This window comes from Streptococcus sp. sy010 (assembly GCF_007859175.1).
GTDB lineage: Bacteria > Bacillota > Bacilli > Lactobacillales > Streptococcaceae > Streptococcus.
On the sequence record NZ_VOHO01000001.1, the window covers coordinates 417,427 to 433,824 of the forward strand.

Genomic DNA, 16,398 nt, shown 5'->3' on the forward strand with positions numbered 1-16,398 from the left:
TATTTTTTTGTAACTTAAAGCTACGGTACATAAGAAACAGATTAGTTAAAATCTGTGAAAGAATATGGAATTAAATCCTTGACCATCATCTCGACCGTCTTACCATTTTTCGCTATCAATGTCACCTTGCTAGTCGGTTCAAAAAATTCAACCATCACTTGACGACAAGCTCCACAAGGTGATATAGGTTCTTCCGTTTCACCATATACTGCGATTTCTGTCAATTTTGTATAACCTTCAGAAACTGCTTTAAATATAGCTGTCCGTTCGCCACAATTGGTTAAACCATAACTGACATTTTCCACATTACATCCTAAGAAAAATTCTCCATCAACTGTTTTAACAGCTGCTCCAACTGGGAATTTTGAGTAAGGTACATAAGCTTTCTCGCTGGCTTTTTGAGCTAAATCTATTAACTTAGTATCCACCATTAACGCTTTCTCCTTTGATAATTGCCACACCTGAAGAAGTACCTATACGCGTCGCTCCTGCTTCAATAAAAGCTTGGGCATCGGCAAGTGACCGGGCACCTCCTGCTGCTTTAACACCGACTTCTAAGCCGACTGTTTCACGCATCAATTTTACATCGGCTACCGTCGCACCATTAGTTGAAAAACCCGTTGACGTCTTAACAAAATCAGCTCCAGCTTTAACCGCTAGTTGACAAGCTAAAACTTTTTCTTCTTCAGTTAAAAGACATGTTTCAATAATGACTTTAACTAATTTATCTTGACTAGCTTCAACAACAGCTCTAATATCTGATTCTACTAAATCTAGGTCCCCCGACTTCAACGCACCAATGTTAATTACCATGTCAATCTCATCAGCTCCAGCTTTAATACTTGCAGCTGTTTCAAATGCCTTAACATCTGATAATGTTGCACCTAAAGGAAAACCTACAACTGTACAAACTTTAACATCTGTCTCTTCCAATGCTTTAGCACAATAAGAAATCCAAGTTGGATTTACACAGACACTTGCGAAATCATATTCTTTTGCTTCAGCGATTAGTTGATCGATTTGTTCACGTGTGCTATCTTGTTTGAGTAGCGTGTGATCAATATATTTATTTAGTTGCATAATTACTTTTAGCCTCTTTCCTAAGAAATAATTTTCAAAATTTCTTTTGGTTTTTCTTGAACATCACCAATTGCAATATTAGCTTGACACTCTGCTAAAACTGTTGAGTCTAATTCTTGATTTGAGTAAACTTTAAGAATCACATCACCTTTAGCAACAAATTCTCCTACTTTTTTATCAAAAACTAAACCTGTCTCATAATCTAGAGCATCAGTTTTGACAGCTCTACCCGCCCCCAAACGCATAGCAATCAAGCCAAATTCCAAGGCTGGCAAAGCAGTGATGTAGCCATCTTTTTCAGCTTTGACTTCAGTAATGTATTGAGCTTGCGATGGACGATACAAATCTTCCAAATCTCCACCTTGATAAGCCACCATTTCTTCGAATTTCTTCAAAGCTTGACCATTGATGAGATGTTCTTTGATGGTTGATAATTCTTCCTTACGTCCGGCCAACTCTAACATGACTTGAGCCAATTCACAGATAAACTCTGTCACATCTTCACGACCCTTGCCTTGCATAATCTCTAGTGCTTCTAACACTTCTAAGCGATTACCTACAGCACGCCCCAAAGGCTGACTCATGTTAGTTATTGCTGCAACTGTCTTGCGACCGACTTCATTACCCAGGGCAACCATAGTTCGAGATAAGGTCTCAGCATCATCAAGATTTTTCATGAAGGCACCATCACCAACTGTCACATCTAGCAAAATGCTATCTGCTCCTGCCGCAATCTTTTTACTCATAACTGAACTAGCAATCAGTGGAATAATGTCAACTGTCGCTGTCACATCACGCAAAGCATAAAGCAACTTATCCGCTTTAACCAGTTGATCCGACTGTCCAATAACCGAAACACCAATTTCTTTAACTTGTTGAATAAATTCTTCTTGTGTTCGATCGATTTGATAACCTTTGATTGATTCCAACTTATCAAGAGTACCACCAGTATGGCCTAAACCACGTCCACTCATTTTAGCGACAGGAACACCAAAACTAGCAACTAAAGGTGCCAAAATCAAGGTCACTTTATCACCGACACCTCCTGTCGAGTGTTTATCTGTTTTAATACCACCAATAGAAGACAAATCAATCTCTTGTCCTGTTTTGACCATGCTCATAGTCAAATCTCGAATCTCATTAACTGACATCCCTTGGAAGTAAATCGCCATTGCCATAGCTGACATCTGATAATCTGGCACTTGTCCTTGAGCATAATTTGAAATCAACCAGTTGATTTCTTCTGTACTCAATTCTTTGCCATCACGTTTTTTTTGAATTAAATCTACTGCTCTCATCATTTCACACTTCTAAGTATATAATAGCCCTTATCTTTTTTAATAATGTCACAATTACCAAAAACTTCTTCCATTTTCTGCTTTGCACTAGGAGCACCTTGTTTCTTTTGAATTACAATGGTTAAATCTCCACCCTTGTTCAGATAATGAATCGCCTCTGATAAAATAGTATGGACGACTACTTTTCCTGCCCGAATAGGAGGGTTACTGATGATATGATCAAAGTTACCGGTTACCTCCGTATAAAGATTTGATTGAAAAATATTAGGCTGAACTTGGTTTAACTGAGCATTTTGCCTTGCTAAATCTAGAGCTCGTAAATTAATATCCACCATTGTTGACTTCACTTGATAAGCTTTAGCCAAACTAATCCCTAACGGTCCGTAACCACATCCTACATCTAAGACACTTTCTCCTGGCGAAAAAGTTAAAGTAGATAGAAGCACTTGACTTCCATAATCAACCATACGCTTGGAAAAAACACCCGAGTCTGTTAAAAAATGAAATCTTTGTCCTAATAAGTCAACTTCTAGTTTTTGAATGTCATGTTGACTATTTGGATTTTCTGTATAATACATATTTGTCATATTTATCAATACACTCTTGTATTTTTCTTACAGAATTATCTTAACATAATCTTAAGATTTTGACAAGCTTTAAATCATTTTTTCGTTAGTTTAATGACGCTTACAAAGAGATAACATTCGGCAATCAAGCGTTTTCTTTTCATTTATGCTATAATATTAGTGTTTGTAAGCCTAGACAAACCAAATATACGATTTTTATTTAAGGAATTCTCTTAACTATGGATTTAAGTAATTTTTTTACAATTTCACGTCAGAGTTGGCGACAATTACTATCCCCTACTGACCATATTCCCCTAACAACTGATGAATTAGAACGTATCAAAAGTCTTAATGATAAAATTAGTATTGCAGATGTTAAAGACATCTACCTTCCTTTGGTTAGTTTAATTCAAATTTATAAGAAAAATTTTGATGATCTTCATTTTTCGAAAAATATTTTTTTACAACAGCATACTCCCAATAAACCTTTTATCATCGGCATTTCTGGTAGTGTTGCCGTTGGCAAATCAACAACGAGTCGTCTACTAACCCTTCTATTAAAACGAACCTTTCCCAAAAGTAAAGTCACCATGGTAACTACTGATGGCTTTCTCTATCCGAACGCTATTTTAAAAAAGAAACATCTACTCCAGCGTAAAGGATTCCCTGAATCCTATGATATGAAGCGTCTAATTCATTTCCTTAATGAGATAAAAAATAACCAAAAAACAACAATCCCTATTTATTCACATGATATTTATGATATTGTCCCCAATCATCAAGAAGAAATTGATGTGCCTGATATTTTAATCATCGAAGGTATCAATGTTTTACAAACTCAAGAAAATCAAAACCTATACATTAGTGATTATTTTGATTTTTCAATTTATATCGACGCTGATCGTCAAGCTATTGAACGTTGGTACTTAGAACGTTTTGAAACATTATTAGATTTAGCAGTAACCAAACCAACTAACTATTATTATCAATTTACACAGATGCCTCGTCAAGAAGCCTTAGCCTTCTCAAAAAATGTTTGGCAATCTATCAATCTCATCAATCTTAAAGAATTTATCGAACCAACCAAACAACGTGCTGAACTGATTTTATACAAATCAAATAATCATGAAATTGAACAAATTTTTCTCAAAAAATAATATTGTCGGTGATAATTTTATAGAAAATGATGATTTCTGCTTGTCAAGTACATTATTTTCAGCTATAATAAGATAGTTAGTATAAATGGAGGTGAAAACATTGGCAAATATCAAATCAGCTATCAAACGTGCTGAACTTAACGTAAAACAAAACGCTAAAAACTCAGCACAAAAATCAGCTATGCGTACTGCAATCAAAGCATTCGAAGCTAACCCAACTGAAGAACTTTACCGTACTGCAAGTTCAGTTATTGATAAAGCTGAGTCAAAAGGCTTGATTCATAAAAACAAAGCAAGTCGTGACAAAGCACGTCTTGCTACAAAATTAGCAAACTAAAAGACAGTCCATCGGACTGTTTTTTCATATTCAAATGAATCACTTGACCATTTTAAGAAACAAAAAAGCCTATTCATACATAGGCTTTTAATGGTTAAAAATTAAGCAAAAATAGTCAAAATAAGCGCTAAAATCGCTGGGCCACCTTGAGTTAAAATAATTTTAGGACTGCTAGTCAAAGCACCGTAGCTAGCAACCAAAATAATGTAAATTAAAATAGCTGGAACAAAACTGACATTAAACAACAAACCATATAGTAGGCCAACACCTAATAGTCCGTTATAGATACCTTGGTTTTTGAATAGGGTATTGAGTGATTTTTGTTTCAATTCCTCCTGTGACATGCCAAAAACTTTAGCGGTTTTGGCAGAACTGGTTATCACGGTTTCTAAATACATGATATAAAAACACTCTAGGGCTACTAAGACAACAAAAAAATTAGCTATAATTGACATAAAAAATACTCCTTTTAGGTTAAATAGTTGATGTGCTATAATAGAATAGCAAGCATCTATGAATTAAACAAGAACAAAGCAATTAGTTTTAGACAAAAAAACAAAAACTGTCTAATTAAAGGAGCATAAAATGATTAATTCAGTACAACGGAGTCAGAAAAAAATCGAAAATGCACTAAGTTTGCTATTGATGACTCAAACCTTAACAAAAATTACCAGCAGCCAAATCGCTAAAGAAGCCCAAATCAGTCGGGCTAGTTTTTATAATTACTATAAAGATAAATATGACATTATCGATTGCTGTCAACAACGTGTTTTTCAAAAACTAGAACTTGTTTTTGCTCAATTTACTACTAATCGACATCAAAATATTTGCCAAATTTTTGATATTCTAAATCAAGAAACCTTATTTTCTACTCTGTTACTACCAAATGGAAGTAAAGAAATTCATGATTTCTTGCGCTATAAATTTCAGGAACTTGTACGGGAAGATTTAGAAATACAAGGCTCTAAATTTTTAGATAGATTTGAAACACATGAAAATCATTATTGTATCGTCTATCTTTCGAGTGCTTATTTCACTGTCTGTCAAACATGGATTTCACAAGGAAAAAAAGAAAGCCCTAGCCAAATGGCAGACTTTCTCCTTAAAATGATTAAACCTTATCACTTATCTTCTTGAATATGAACTGGTAAGGCTCCGAAACTTTGTGAGGTTGGCATCATTTCTAGACGATTGATATTGATGTGCTGAGGTTGTTGAATCAACCAAATAATCGTTTTAGCAATATCTTCGGGTTGAATGCTATTTGTTCCTTCGTATAATTTTTCAGCTCGTTCCTTATCTCCCTTAAAACGAACAAAAGAAAATTCTGTGCCACCACAAAGACCTGGCTCCAAATTGGTCACTCGAACGCCTGTTCCAGCTAAATCTGCACGTAGATTAAGACTAAATTGTTTAACAAATGCCTTGGTTGCACCGTAAACATTACCACCAGGATAAGGATAAGTACCCGCAATTGAACCAATATTGATAATTTGACCGCGTTTAAGGACAAGTTTAGGTAAGAGTTGATTAGTGATGAATGACAAGCCTAAAACATTCGTCATAATCATGGTTTCCCAATCATTGAAGTCTGCCTCTTGTGCTTTATCCAATCCTAATGCCAAACCTGCATTATTGATCAAGACATCTATCATTGACCAATTTTCAGGTAATTGAGCCAATGCCTTACCAACTTCTGCTTTATTAGTAAGATCTAATGATAAGGGATAAAAAGATTCACCTAATTCTTTTTTTAGATCTTCTAATTTTTCTTGTCGTCGAGCGGCTCCAATAACGCGATAACCTGATTGAACCAATTCTTGACAAATGGCTCGTCCAAAACCAGCTGATGCCCCTGTTACTAAAATCGTTTTCATTTTTTCTCCTTATTGAAAAAAAACTGGATAAACTCATCCAGTTTTTTGTTAGCTTAATTATCTAAAGCCTGTGCTGCTGTGATGATACCTAATTTATAAATATCTTCGGCATTTGATCCACGAGATAAGTCATTAACTGGTTTATTCAAACCTTGCAAAATTGGTCCGATTGCTTCAAATGAGCCTAGACGCTCAGCAATCTTGTAACCGATGTTCCCTGACTGAAGATCTGGGAAGATAAAGGTATTTGCCTGTCCTGCCACTTGACTATCTGGTGCCTTAATTTTGGCAGTGGCTGCTACATAAGCTGCATCAAACTGTAATTCCCCATCTAATTTTAGGTTAGGTGCCATTTCTTTAGCCAAACGTGTTGCTTCAACTACCTTATCAACATTAGGTGATTTCCCTGACCCCATCGTTGAAAAACTTAACATGGCCACATAAGGATCAATAGCAAAAATTTTAGCTGTTTCCGCTGTATTAACTGCAATTTCCGCCAATTCTTGCGCATTTGGTTCAATGTTAATCGCACAATCACCAAAAACCAAACGTTCATTCGTGCTATCACGATTCATGATGAAAATTCCTGATGTTCTTGAAACTCCTGGTTTTGTCTTGATGATTTGTAAGGCTGGTCGTACAGTATCTGCAGTCGAATGAATCGCACCACTTACCATACCAGCTGCCAAGCCCATTTGAACCAACATCACACCAAAATAATTAACATCTTTCAATAATTGGTCAGCTTGTTCTGGCTCGACCTTCCCCTTACGCAAGTCAAGAAACATTTCTTTCATCACTGCTAATTGATCATAGTTTTCTGGATCAATAATTGTGACGTTTGACTGCTCATAACCAGCCTCAGCCAATAATTTTTCAACGTCACTTGTATTTCCCAAAACAATCGGTTCTAACAAACCTTCAGCTTTTAAGCGTCCAGCTGCCGTAACCACTCGCAAATCATTACCTTCTGGAAAAACAATCTTAATATTTTTGCCGACAATTTTTTCTTTTAATGTTTCAAATAATGATGCCATAATCACTCTTTATCCTTTCGTTTTCCATTTTATCATAAAATTTTCCATATCATCTGTCAAGTCACTCGTGTGTATTTGTTTTTCTTTGGTAAAAGGATTGACAAAACTTAGTTGATGACAATGCAAGGCTTGTCTAGTTAGCCCCAAGTCCATGCGGCCACCATAAAGATCATCTCCTAGTAGCGGGAAACCAATATGTGCGAAATGTACCCTAATTTGATGAGTGCGTCCTGTATGTAGTTTAATATCTACCAACTTGATCTCACCAAAATCCTCAACAACCTGATAACTAGTATGAGCATACTTGCCATCTGGATGCACACAACGTGTGATAATGCTATCTTCTGGTCTAGCTATTGGCGCAATAATGTCACCTTGACTGGCCAATTCTCCTGAGCCTGAAATTAAGGCATAATAACGTTTCTCAATTGTTTTAGCTTGTAATTGTTTATCCAAACGAGCATGAGCATAACCATGTTTAGCAAATAGCATAAGACCACTGGTATCCTTATCCAATCGTGTGACAATGTGAACCTGACGATTAGGATAATCATTAGCTACATAATAATATTTAACGAAATTAGCCATTGTATTAGAATGAAGCACACTTGGAATACTGGCTACACCATGGGGCTTATTGAGAAGTAAAAAATGTTCATCTTCATAAACAATCGCCAAATCACGCGCCACAGGTTGTAAACTACCCGCTAAATCTTCTTCATTTGGAACCTCAATGGTTACCTTATCTCCAACAGCTAAAACATAGGTGGCATTTTGTTCCACATCATTAACCCAAATATTGCCCCCCTTAAATTTAACTTTAGCTAAAAGAGCCTTTGAAACATCATGCTCCTTCAGTAAACTCTTAACTTGACAGGGACGATGGGCAATAAAATCAAACTTCATCTTCTAACTCTCCGATAAAAGCATCTCGAACACGCTCCCAGAAACTGATGTGACTGTCGGAACCAACAAAATGAATTTTTTTCTGATCTAACTCAAACTCAATCTTAACAACATCCCTATGCTTATAAGTTTTGTTATCTACAGCGATAACATACGTTCCTAAACGTTTGGGAATAATTTCTATTTTCTCGCCTTTAGGAACAATCAAGGGACTGCCTAAGGTACGAAAGACACGATTGTTTAGGCTGGCAATTTCAGTTAATTGTAGGGCCTCTATCGTTGGATGTAATACTGCACCACCTAAAGACTTATTATAGGCTGTGCTACCCGTTGGGGTTGAAACCGATAAGCCATCACCACGAAAGCTCTCAAATTTTATTTGATTGACCAAAACATCGGCAACCATGGTCTTTTCCATACGCTTGATGGTCGCTTCATTTAAGGCACGTGAGGTCAACACACGACCATCTGATAACGTCGTTTTAACGCGTAAAATGGGATAAGAGATTTTTTCACCTCGATCTGAACGCAAATCATCTAACAGTTTATTGACTTCAAAATCTCTATAGTCCGTATAAAATCCTAAATGGCCTGTATGAATTCCAACAAATCGAATATTGTCCAATGACCGTTCGTACATGTGAAAGGCAGACAATAGCATGCCATCGCCACCAATAGAGATAACAACGTCTGGATGACGCTTGGTCAAATAAAAATCCTGATCATCACGTAAAATATTAAATAATTTATGAGCTATCCCTCGGCTCTGGTAATTGCCATTTGAAATAATAGCTACTTTAATAACCTTATCGGTAAAATTCATCTGTGTCATCACTATTTCCTACACCATCATTAACACGTTTATGAATGGGATCAAATAACAATTGCGCTTCTTTAATCTCATCCCTAATTTTACGCATTTCCTCGTCCAATTTTAATGAAATATCTGCCGTTCTTTTCAAACGTTTTTGTAATTCACTAGGAATATCCCCGCCATACTTGTAATTAAGCGAGTGCTCAATGGTTGCCCAAAAGTTCATGGCTAGAGTCCTAATTTGAATTTCTGCTAAGACTGTCTTGGGACCAGTAATGGTATCAACAGGATATTCAACAATCACATGGTAAGAACGGTAACCACTTTCTTTTTTATGATTGATATAATCACGCTCAATCACAACTTTCATGTCACCACGTTGTCGTAACAAGGTCAAAACTTCATCAATATCATCCACAAACTGAACCATGATCCGCAACCCTGCAATGTCTTCGATATCTTCTCGAATTCGTTCTAATGGAACATTTCGCCTAACCATTTTTTCCTTAATGCTCTCAACTGATTTGACACGACCTGTAACAAATTCAATTGGAGAATGCTGATTTTGTTTACGGAATTGTTTGCGAATGCCTCTTAATTTAATCTTTAACTCTCCGACTGTCTGAATATAGGGGTCTAAAAAGGCTTCCCAGTCTTTCATTTCCATTACATCGATACCTCCTTTAAGCATCAGAACGTCTTTTGTCGAACAAACTACTTCTACCATTATACCATACTTTCTGTCTAAATTTTTTCCTTATATTTTCCTTTTCGTCATCAAATTGCTCATTATCTAGTAAAAACATGATATTTTCTTAACTTTAAGATAAAATATGATTAGATTAACAAACCAAAAGAAAGGAAACCTATGAAACATCTCGAAATTGAATACAAGACCTTGTTAACCAAGGATGAATTTAAACGACTTGATTTATTATTTAGCCATGTGCCTCAAGTCACCCAGACCAACTATTATTTTGATACCGCTGATTTTCAACTTAAAAAACATCGACTATCACTTAGAATTAGAACCTTTAGTCAGTCTGCTGAACTAACACTTAAAATTCCCCAAGACGTTGGGAATTTAGAATTTAATGCTGAATTAAGCTTAGAAAAAGCTAAAGAACTCATTCGTACAGGGCATTTTCCAATCAATACAGTCACTCAACCTATTTTGGATGCGGGAATTGATTTAAGTAAACTTAATCTACTCGGTAACCTAACAACCATTCGCCGTGAAAGTCAGATTGACATTGGGTTGATTGCCTTAGACAGCAATCGTTATGCCCAAATCAAAGACTATGAATTAGAGTTAGAAGTTAACGATGCTAGTAAAGGAGAAGCTGATTTTCAAGCTTTTTTGAAAAAATATAATATCAACTATAAATTTGCCAAAAGTAAACTTGCTCGTTTTGCAAGCACACTTCCTAAAAATTAAAATAGTTACTTACTGAAATCTTTTGCCATTTTTGATAAAATAAAATGAAGTTTTTTATAAAAGGAGCCTTTTATTGATGTCTGATCACAATCATTTTACAAAAACCGTCAAACTTTTCTCACTTTCCTCTAATATGGAAGTGGCAGAAAAAATTGCCAGTGCTGCCGGTATTCCCTTGAGCAAGGTGTCTTCACGTCAATTTGCTGATGGTGAAATTATGGTTAACATTGAAGAAAGCGTTCGAGGAGCTGACATATATATTATTCAATCAACAAGCTTTCCCGTTAATGATAACTTGTGGGAATTACTGATTATGATTGACGCCTGCCTAAGAGCCAGTGCTAATACTATAAACGTTGTTATCCCTTATTTTGGTTACGCTCGTCAAGATCGCATTGCTTCTTCCCGTGAACCAATTACAGCTAAACTAGTTGCGAATATGTTAGTTAAGGCAGGGGTTAATCGTATCCTTACTCTAGATTTGCACACTGTTCAAGTTCAAGGTTTCTTTGATATTCCCGTAGATAATTTATTAACGACTCCTCTTTTTGCAAAGCGTTACATCAATCAACATTTCCCAACTGATGAAGTCGTTGTTGTTAGTCCAAAAAATTCAGGTATTAAACGTGCTCGTAGTCTAGCAGAATATCTCGATGCCCCAATCGCGATTATCGATTATGCCAAGGATGATGCCAATCGTGAGGAAGGCTACATCATTGGAGATGTGGCTGGTAAACAGGCGATTCTAATTGATGACATCTTGAATACTGGAAAAACCTTAGCTGAAGCTGCTAAAATTGTAGAAGCTGGTGGTGCAACTGCAATTTATGCGGCTGTTAGTCATGCCCACTTAACCAAAACAACCGCAGATGTCTTAAATGCTGCCCCAATCAAAGAAATTATTGCTACAGATTCCATTAAGAGCCAACATCCAAAACCTGAACAGTTGGTTTATATTTCAGCCAGCCAGTTAATCGGAGAAGCGATTATTCGCATTCAAGAACGACAACCACTCAGTCCACTCTTCTCTTACCATGTTGATGAAAAGGATGCTTAATCATGGTCTATTTTGATAATGCGGCAACCAGTCATTTAACACCGAAAGTGATTGAACGGATGACACAGGTGATGAGCCAGGTTTTTGGAAATCCATCTAGTCTTCATCAAGATGGACGTAAAGCCAATCAACTCCTTCGCCAATGCCGTCAAGAACTCGCTCAAGCTCTAGCAGTTAAGGATAATCAACTAATTTTTACATCTGGTGGAACAGAAAGCAATAACTTGGCGATCAAAGGCTATGCCTTGGCCAATCAGGATAAGGGAAAACACTTGATTACAACAAGTGTTGAACACCACTCCGTCTTACATACCATGAGCTATTTAGAAACATGTGGTTTTGAAGTCACTTACCTAGAACCTATCAATCAAACCATCTCTGCTCAACAAGTAAAAGAAGCCTTGCGACCAGACACCATCTTGGTCAGCATCATGTATGCCAATAATGAAACAGGTGATGTTTATCCAATAGAGGAAATTGGCACACTTTTAACAGAACATCAAGCAGTTTTTCATGTTGATGCCATTCAAGTGATCGGTAAATTATCCGTTCATCCTCAGGAGCTACATATTGATTTATTGTCGGCGTCAGCTCATAAATTTCACGGGCCTAAAGGGTGTGGTTTTCTCTATCACAACACCCTTAAACTAACTCCACTTTTACATGGTGGACAACAAGAAAACAATAGACGTGCAAGCACCGAAAATCTAATAGGCATTGCAGGTATGACCACTGCTTTATTGGACTGTTTAGCAAAAGAACAGGAAAATTTAGCACAAATCTATGAATTGAAAGCTAGTTTCTTGAAACAACTAGATCAACTAGGTGTTAATTACTATCTTAATCAAGGGGCAAATAGCCTTCCTTACGTCCTTAGCTTAGGTTTTCCAGAAACGAACAATGCTCTCTTATTAACTCAACTCGACTTGGCTGGTTTCTCGCTTTCAGCAGGTTCAGCCTGTACCGCTGGTAATATCGAACCAAGCCATGTCTTAGCTAGTTATTACGGCAAGACTTCTCCACGTCTAAACGAAGTCATCAGAATTAGTTTCTCTGAATATAATACCCTTGCTGAAGTCCTTGCTTTAGCCCAAATCTTAAAGAAAGTGATAAAACATTAGTATGGCATTTAAACAAGAAATTCATCTACCTGATTGTCAATACCGTTATGCAATCAGCCCTAAAATAAAAAAATACACCCTGCGTGACACCACTTTTTTTGAAAATAAAATTGGTCACTACGAACTGACTCGATTGTTAGAAGAAGTTCCCAATTCCAATCAAGGTTTCCCACTAAAAATCATCGTCAATAAAGAATTAACAGGTTTCAAATTGACTATTACAGATCAATCTGGTCTTCGTTCTGTTAATATTTTCAAGTCAGAACAACATAAAATTTTTCAAGATAAGTTCTACTTTCTCATGAATAGCTTGGTAGAACGTGGGATTTTTGATAAATTCACAGTCTAAAAGAGCGTTTCGGCGCTTTTTATTAAACTCAAAGCTATTTTATTGAAAAATTCACAAACTTTCATTAAAATAGAATCTAGACTAAATTACATTTCAAAGAAAGCGTATGACATTTATGACTATTGATAAAAGCATCCCAAATGCTACTGCTCGTCGTTTATCTCTTTACTATCGTATCTTCAAACGACTTAATGCAGAAAATATTGAAAAAGTTAACTCTCGTCAAATTGCTGATGCTATTGGCATTGATTCAGCAACTGTTCGTCGTGATTTTTCTTATTTTGGAGAGTTAGGGCGACGTGGTTTTGGCTATGACGTCAAAAAACTAATGAACTTCTTTGCTGATATTCTCAACGACCACTCTATCACCAATGTTGTCCTAATTGGCGTTGGAAACCTCGGACGAGCCCTTCTTCATTACCGTTTTCATGAACGCAATAAGATGCAAATTGTTGCAGCCTTTGACACTGCTGAACATGAATTGATTGGTCAGACTACACCTGATAATATCCCTATTTATGATATTGCTAGTATCAAGGAAAAACTTGAGCATTTAGCCAGTCATACAGCCATTCTAACTGTTCCTAGTGTCAAAGCTCAGGAAGTTGCTGATCTCTTAGTTGAAGCTGGAATAAAAGGCATTTTAAGTTTTTCACCAATAAACCTTAACCTCCCTAAAGATGTCTTTGTTCAATATGTCGATTTGACAAGTGAATTACAGACTCTTCTTTACTTTATGAATCAAGATGACAATGACAATAAACAATAAACAACCTATTATTGGAATCACTGGTAATCAACGCACGACACTAGATCAAATGACCCCTGACGGTGTCAATATTTCTTATACGGCAACTGGATTTGTTGAGGGGGTGAAAAGAGTTGGTGGCCTCCCTCTTATTCTACCCATTGGTAAACCAGAACAGGCTACCCACTATATCAGCCTTATTGATAAACTTATCTTAACTGGTGGCCAAAATGTTCTACCAGAATTTTATGGTGAAACCATTCAAACTGACGATTGTGACTTTCTAAGAGAACGTGATGCATTTGAATTAGCCTTAATCAAAGAGGCCTTAGCTCAGAAAAAACCGATTTTTTCGGTTTGTAGAGGAACGCAACTGATGAACGTTGCTCTCGGTGGTAACTTAAACCAAGCTATTGAAAATCACTGGCAAGATCACCCTTCTGACTACCTTTCTCAAGATATGCAAGTCGATTCAGATAGTATTCTAGCAGAGATCTATGGAAAAACAGCTAGTATCAATTCTTTTCACCATCAAAGTATTAAAGAATTAGCACCAAATCTAAAAGTCATTGCTCGTGATCCTAAGGATGGTACCATTGAAGCAGTTCTTGCGACTGATTGTAATTTTTTGGGAGTTCAATGGCATCCAGAATTGCTTCATAAAAGTCGCCCAGAAGACTTAGCCCTTTTTGATTATGTTGTTAACCGTTTGTAAGTACTCGGTCCTTTTCACGAAAACTGTAGTAACGACGTTGCCCAACAATAATGTGATCGAGTAGAATAATTCCCAAATCTTGACAGGAACGATGAAGTTTTTCTGTAAAACTAATATCACTCTCACTTGGTTGTGGAACACCTGACGGATGATTATGAACGATAATAAGGGAGGTCGCCATTGTTCGACAAGCATAGTGAAGAATTTCTCTTGATTCTGCAATCGAGCGTCTCACTCCTCCTATAAAAACCACTTTTTGCTGAATCACACGATTTTGTGTATCTAAATAGAGTGCCACTAGGTGCTCTTGTTTTTTATCACCAAATTCCAACATCATTTTTTTAGCAATACGCTCACTGCTTAAAATCTGATGTTCTTTTAAATATTCTGCTTGAGTAATACGTTTTCCCAACTCAATCATTGCCTTCAATTCAATCGCCTTAACTTGCCCAATTCCTGACACTTGCTGCAATTCTTGAATAGATAATTCTTTGAATTCAGCTAAATTATTAAGATTATTGATTATTTTTGTAGCTATCTCAATAACTGATGATTGTTTTGTACCTGTACGTAATAAAATAGCCAATAGTTCTTGATTACTTAGTTGAGCTGCTCCGTCGTTTAATAGACGCTCACGGGGCAAAAGAACATCTTTTCTCAACTTAATCTCATACATCACTTATCTACCTCCTATCTTATTATTCGTAAGAAAAAGCGAGCTTCCTTTTTTGGACGCTCGCTTTTTAAAAATATCATCTATTTTTTCTAACTTGAATGTTAACCACCTGATCTTTGATTAACTGATAAAAGGTTGCAGCTAGAGGCACTGCTAAAAGCATACCTAGAATACTACCCAAGGCTCCACCTACAGTAATGGATAATAGAACCCACATTCCTGGTAAACCTATAGAGCCACCTACAACTCGAGGGTAAATTAGATTGCCTTCAAACTGTTGCAAAATAATCACAAAGATAAGAAAGAAAATCGCTTGATTCACTGATTGGGTTAAAATCAAAATCGTTCCGACTGTGACCCCGATATAAGCACCTACAACTGGAATAAGCGCTGTAAAAGCAATCACAATACCTATAGTTGGAGCATAAGGTAATTTGAAAATCCACATGCCAATAGTAGTTAAAGTACCTAAAATCATTGCTTCAAGGGTTTGGCTTACAAAGAAACCACGAAAACGTCTATGTAGAATTTCTCGAACATAATGAAAACTTTTAGCAAAGCGACCTAAATAAGTATCAAGCAAAAGATTTACCTGTCTCGCTAGACTTTCCTTACTTGATAAAACATAAATAGAAAAGATAAGACTCACAAACAAAGACATCAAACCTGAAGCAAACTTTGTCACAGATGACAGCAAGTTTGATAGTAGGCCTAAAAATTGATTAGAAATTTGTTGACTATAGCTAGAAATTTGTCGGCTAATAGCCACTTCCCCACCGAGATAATCCACAAACTGTGTGACCTTGTCATTTTTTTGAACTTGCATCAAAATATGTTGAATATCAGATGGTTTAATGGCTAAAAGTCGTTTCAGACTACTAATCAAATCTGGTAAAACAATTGAAAAAATAAAAACAAAGGCCCAAATAAATGTTAAATAGGCTAGCAATAAACTAAGCGCTCGTAACCCCTTAAAAGATTTTTTAAACAGCTTCGTTAACAGTTTTTCATAGCCACTCATAACAATGTTAATCACGTAGGCAATACCTGCACCTGTTATAAAAGGCATCAATGCATTTTTTAGGGTATTGATCAAAGAGGCTCCCACAGACCAGTAAGTCATTATTGCATAGCAACTTGCAAAACTAACAATAATAAAAAGAAAACGTGAACGATTAAATCTCATTTTTTATCCTAAACTTCTCTCTAATAAAATAGCAAA

General features: G+C 36.3%; 21 protein-coding genes. 9 read left to right on the forward strand and 12 right to left on the reverse strand.

The window, feature by feature from the left end:
* Positions 1-41 precede the first annotated feature (41 nt).
* From FRX51_RS02090 to FRX51_RS02105, 4 genes are read right to left on the reverse strand one after another with little or no spacing between them, the layout of a single operon-like run.
* Positions 42-431, reverse strand: coding sequence for a cytidine deaminase (locus FRX51_RS02090; RefSeq protein WP_146495419.1), 390 nt, complete (start codon positions 429-431; stop codon positions 42-44).
* Entirely contained in the window at positions 418-1,080 is a 663-nt protein-coding gene (gene deoC / locus FRX51_RS02095) for a deoxyribose-phosphate aldolase (protein ID WP_146495421.1), read from the reverse strand. Before deoC ends, FRX51_RS02090 begins: the two co-directional genes overlap by 14 nt.
* Positions 1,081-1,100: 20 nt before the next feature.
* Positions 1,101-2,378 (reverse strand): pyrimidine-nucleoside phosphorylase, encoded by a 1,278-nt coding sequence (locus tag FRX51_RS02100; RefSeq protein WP_146495544.1) that lies wholly within the window; start codon positions 2,376-2,378, stop codon positions 1,101-1,103.
* Positions 2,378-2,956 (reverse strand): class I SAM-dependent methyltransferase, encoded by a 579-nt coding sequence (locus FRX51_RS02105; RefSeq protein WP_186627077.1) that lies wholly within the window; start codon positions 2,954-2,956, stop codon positions 2,378-2,380. Before FRX51_RS02105 ends, FRX51_RS02100 begins: the two co-directional genes overlap by 1 nt.
* 227 nt (positions 2,957-3,183) lie before the next feature.
* Here FRX51_RS02105 and coaA point away from each other — a divergent pair, with 227 nt between their 5' ends.
* Both coaA and rpsT read left to right on the forward strand, forming a co-directional pair.
* Positions 3,184-4,101 (forward strand): type I pantothenate kinase, encoded by a 918-nt coding sequence (coaA, locus tag FRX51_RS02110; RefSeq protein WP_146495425.1) that lies wholly within the window; start codon positions 3,184-3,186, stop codon positions 4,099-4,101.
* A gap of 85 nt (positions 4,102-4,186) precedes the next feature.
* Positions 4,187-4,438 (forward strand): 30S ribosomal protein S20, encoded by a 252-nt coding sequence (rpsT, locus tag FRX51_RS02115; protein WP_146460545.1) that lies wholly within the window; start codon positions 4,187-4,189, stop codon positions 4,436-4,438.
* A 101-nt stretch (positions 4,439-4,539) separates the two neighbouring features.
* On the opposite strand, the gene FRX51_RS02120 is transcribed toward rpsT, so the two are convergent.
* The gene (locus tag FRX51_RS02120) at positions 4,540-4,893 is read right to left on the reverse strand and encodes a DUF1304 domain-containing protein (RefSeq protein WP_146495427.1); all 354 of its coding nucleotides are present in this window, start codon (positions 4,891-4,893) and stop codon (positions 4,540-4,542) included.
* Positions 4,894-5,023: 130 nt separating this feature from the next.
* On the opposite strand from FRX51_RS02120, the gene FRX51_RS02125 reads away from it, so the two are divergent.
* Positions 5,024-5,575 (forward strand): TetR/AcrR family transcriptional regulator, encoded by a 552-nt coding sequence (locus FRX51_RS02125; RefSeq protein ID WP_146495429.1) that lies wholly within the window; start codon positions 5,024-5,026, stop codon positions 5,573-5,575.
* Here FRX51_RS02125 and FRX51_RS02130 read toward each other — a convergent pair.
* From FRX51_RS02130 to FRX51_RS02150, 5 genes are read right to left on the reverse strand one after another with little or no spacing between them, the layout of a single operon-like run.
* Entirely contained in the window at positions 5,560-6,315 is a 756-nt protein-coding gene (locus tag FRX51_RS02130) for an SDR family oxidoreductase (RefSeq protein ID WP_146495431.1), read from the reverse strand. The genes FRX51_RS02125 and FRX51_RS02130 overlap by 16 nt on opposite strands.
* 53 nt (positions 6,316-6,368) lie before the next feature.
* A complete protein-coding gene (gene pta, locus FRX51_RS02135; RefSeq protein ID WP_146495433.1) occupies positions 6,369-7,358 on the reverse strand; it encodes a phosphate acetyltransferase in 990 nt (329 codons plus the stop codon).
* A gap of 3 nt (positions 7,359-7,361) precedes the next feature.
* Positions 7,362-8,258, reverse strand: a complete 897-nt coding sequence (locus FRX51_RS02140; protein WP_146495435.1) for an RluA family pseudouridine synthase — start codon at positions 8,256-8,258, stop codon at positions 7,362-7,364.
* Positions 8,248-9,090: an NAD kinase gene (locus tag FRX51_RS02145; protein WP_146495437.1), complete on the reverse strand. Its 843-nt coding sequence runs from the start codon at positions 9,088-9,090 to the stop codon at positions 8,248-8,250. Before FRX51_RS02145 ends, FRX51_RS02140 begins: the two co-directional genes overlap by 11 nt.
* Positions 9,065-9,733, reverse strand: coding sequence for a GTP pyrophosphokinase family protein (locus tag FRX51_RS02150; RefSeq protein WP_398586889.1), 669 nt, complete (start codon positions 9,731-9,733; stop codon positions 9,065-9,067). The genes FRX51_RS02145 and FRX51_RS02150 overlap by 26 nt, the downstream gene beginning before the upstream one ends.
* A 207-nt stretch (positions 9,734-9,940) precedes the next feature.
* Here FRX51_RS02150 and FRX51_RS02155 point away from each other — a divergent pair, with 207 nt between their 5' ends.
* The 6 genes from FRX51_RS02155 to FRX51_RS02180 all read left to right on the forward strand — a co-directional run bounded on the left by FRX51_RS02155 (position 9,941) and on the right by FRX51_RS02180 (position 14,500).
* Positions 9,941-10,510: a CYTH domain-containing protein gene (locus FRX51_RS02155; RefSeq protein WP_146495441.1), complete on the forward strand. Its 570-nt coding sequence runs from the start codon at positions 9,941-9,943 to the stop codon at positions 10,508-10,510.
* A 76-nt stretch (positions 10,511-10,586) separates the two neighbouring features.
* Positions 10,587-11,567, forward strand: coding sequence for a ribose-phosphate diphosphokinase (locus tag FRX51_RS02160; RefSeq protein WP_146495443.1), 981 nt, complete (start codon positions 10,587-10,589; stop codon positions 11,565-11,567).
* A 2-nt stretch (positions 11,568-11,569) separates the two neighbouring features.
* Positions 11,570-12,688, forward strand: coding sequence for a cysteine desulfurase family protein (locus tag FRX51_RS02165; RefSeq protein ID WP_146495445.1), 1,119 nt, complete (start codon positions 11,570-11,572; stop codon positions 12,686-12,688).
* A gap of 1 nt (position 12,689) precedes the next feature.
* On the forward strand, positions 12,690-13,037 hold the full coding sequence (locus FRX51_RS02170; RefSeq protein ID WP_146495447.1) for a DUF1831 domain-containing protein: 348 nt from the start codon (positions 12,690-12,692) through the stop codon (positions 13,035-13,037).
* A gap of 115 nt (positions 13,038-13,152) precedes the next feature.
* The gene (locus FRX51_RS02175) at positions 13,153-13,806 is read left to right on the forward strand and encodes a redox-sensing transcriptional repressor Rex (protein ID WP_146495546.1); all 654 of its coding nucleotides are present in this window, start codon (positions 13,153-13,155) and stop codon (positions 13,804-13,806) included.
* Complete coding sequence (locus FRX51_RS02180; protein WP_146495450.1) at positions 13,790-14,500, forward strand: gamma-glutamyl-gamma-aminobutyrate hydrolase family protein; 711 nt, start codon at positions 13,790-13,792, stop codon at positions 14,498-14,500. The genes FRX51_RS02175 and FRX51_RS02180 overlap by 17 nt, the downstream gene beginning before the upstream one ends.
* Here FRX51_RS02180 and radC read toward each other — a convergent pair.
* The gene (gene radC / locus FRX51_RS02185; RefSeq protein ID WP_146495452.1) at positions 14,487-15,176 is read right to left on the reverse strand and encodes a DNA repair protein RadC; all 690 of its coding nucleotides are present in this window, start codon (positions 15,174-15,176) and stop codon (positions 14,487-14,489) included. The genes FRX51_RS02180 and radC overlap by 14 nt on opposite strands.
* A 76-nt stretch (positions 15,177-15,252) precedes the next feature.
* Positions 15,253-16,362, reverse strand: coding sequence for an AI-2E family transporter (locus FRX51_RS02190; protein WP_146495454.1), 1,110 nt, complete (start codon positions 16,360-16,362; stop codon positions 15,253-15,255).
* Positions 16,363-16,398: the final 36 nt, after the last annotated feature.

Excerpts from the sequence above, each read along its gene's own strand:
- FRX51_RS02125 (WP_146495429.1), top strand. The coding sequence starts at position 5,024 with ATGATTAATTCAGTACAACGGAGTCAGAAAAAAATCGAAAATGCACTA.
- FRX51_RS02155 (WP_146495441.1), top strand. The coding sequence starts at position 9,941 with ATGAAACATCTCGAAATTGAATACAAGACCTTGTTAACCAAGGATGAA.
- FRX51_RS02175 (WP_146495546.1), top strand. The coding sequence starts at position 13,153 with ATGACTATTGATAAAAGCATCCCAAATGCTACTGCTCGTCGTTTATCT.
- FRX51_RS02120 (WP_146495427.1), bottom strand. The coding sequence starts at position 4,893 with ATGTCAATTATAGCTAATTTTTTTGTTGTCTTAGTAGCCCTAGAGTGT.
- radC (WP_146495452.1), bottom strand. The coding sequence starts at position 15,176 with ATGTATGAGATTAAGTTGAGAAAAGATGTTCTTTTGCCCCGTGAGCGT.
- coaA (WP_146495425.1), top strand. The coding sequence starts at position 3,184 with ATGGATTTAAGTAATTTTTTTACAATTTCACGTCAGAGTTGGCGACAA.
- rpsT (WP_146460545.1), top strand. The coding sequence starts at position 4,187 with ATGGAGGTGAAAACATTGGCAAATATCAAATCAGCTATCAAACGTGCT.
- FRX51_RS02100 (WP_146495544.1), bottom strand. The coding sequence starts at position 2,378 with ATGAGAGCAGTAGATTTAATTCAAAAAAAACGTGATGGCAAAGAATTG.
- FRX51_RS02090 (WP_146495419.1), bottom strand. The coding sequence starts at position 431 with ATGGTGGATACTAAGTTAATAGATTTAGCTCAAAAAGCCAGCGAGAAA.
- FRX51_RS02165 (WP_146495445.1), top strand. The coding sequence starts at position 11,570 with ATGGTCTATTTTGATAATGCGGCAACCAGTCATTTAACACCGAAAGTG.
- FRX51_RS02180 (WP_146495450.1), top strand. The coding sequence starts at position 13,790 with ATGACAATAAACAATAAACAACCTATTATTGGAATCACTGGTAATCAA.
- FRX51_RS02105 (WP_186627077.1), bottom strand. The coding sequence starts at position 2,956 with ATGTATTATACAGAAAATCCAAATAGTCAACATGACATTCAAAAACTA.
- FRX51_RS02150 (WP_398586889.1), bottom strand. The coding sequence starts at position 9,733 with ATGAAAGACTGGGAAGCCTTTTTAGACCCCTATATTCAGACAGTCGGA.
- FRX51_RS02130 (WP_146495431.1), bottom strand. The coding sequence starts at position 6,315 with ATGAAAACGATTTTAGTAACAGGGGCATCAGCTGGTTTTGGACGAGCC.
- FRX51_RS02160 (WP_146495443.1), top strand. The coding sequence starts at position 10,587 with ATGTCTGATCACAATCATTTTACAAAAACCGTCAAACTTTTCTCACTT.
- FRX51_RS02140 (WP_146495435.1), bottom strand. The coding sequence starts at position 8,258 with ATGAAGTTTGATTTTATTGCCCATCGTCCCTGTCAAGTTAAGAGTTTA.
- deoC (WP_146495421.1), bottom strand. The coding sequence starts at position 1,080 with ATGCAACTAAATAAATATATTGATCACACGCTACTCAAACAAGATAGC.
- FRX51_RS02170 (WP_146495447.1), top strand. The coding sequence starts at position 12,690 with ATGGCATTTAAACAAGAAATTCATCTACCTGATTGTCAATACCGTTAT.
- FRX51_RS02145 (WP_146495437.1), bottom strand. The coding sequence starts at position 9,090 with ATGACACAGATGAATTTTACCGATAAGGTTATTAAAGTAGCTATTATT.
- FRX51_RS02190 (WP_146495454.1), bottom strand. The coding sequence starts at position 16,362 with ATGAGATTTAATCGTTCACGTTTTCTTTTTATTATTGTTAGTTTTGCA.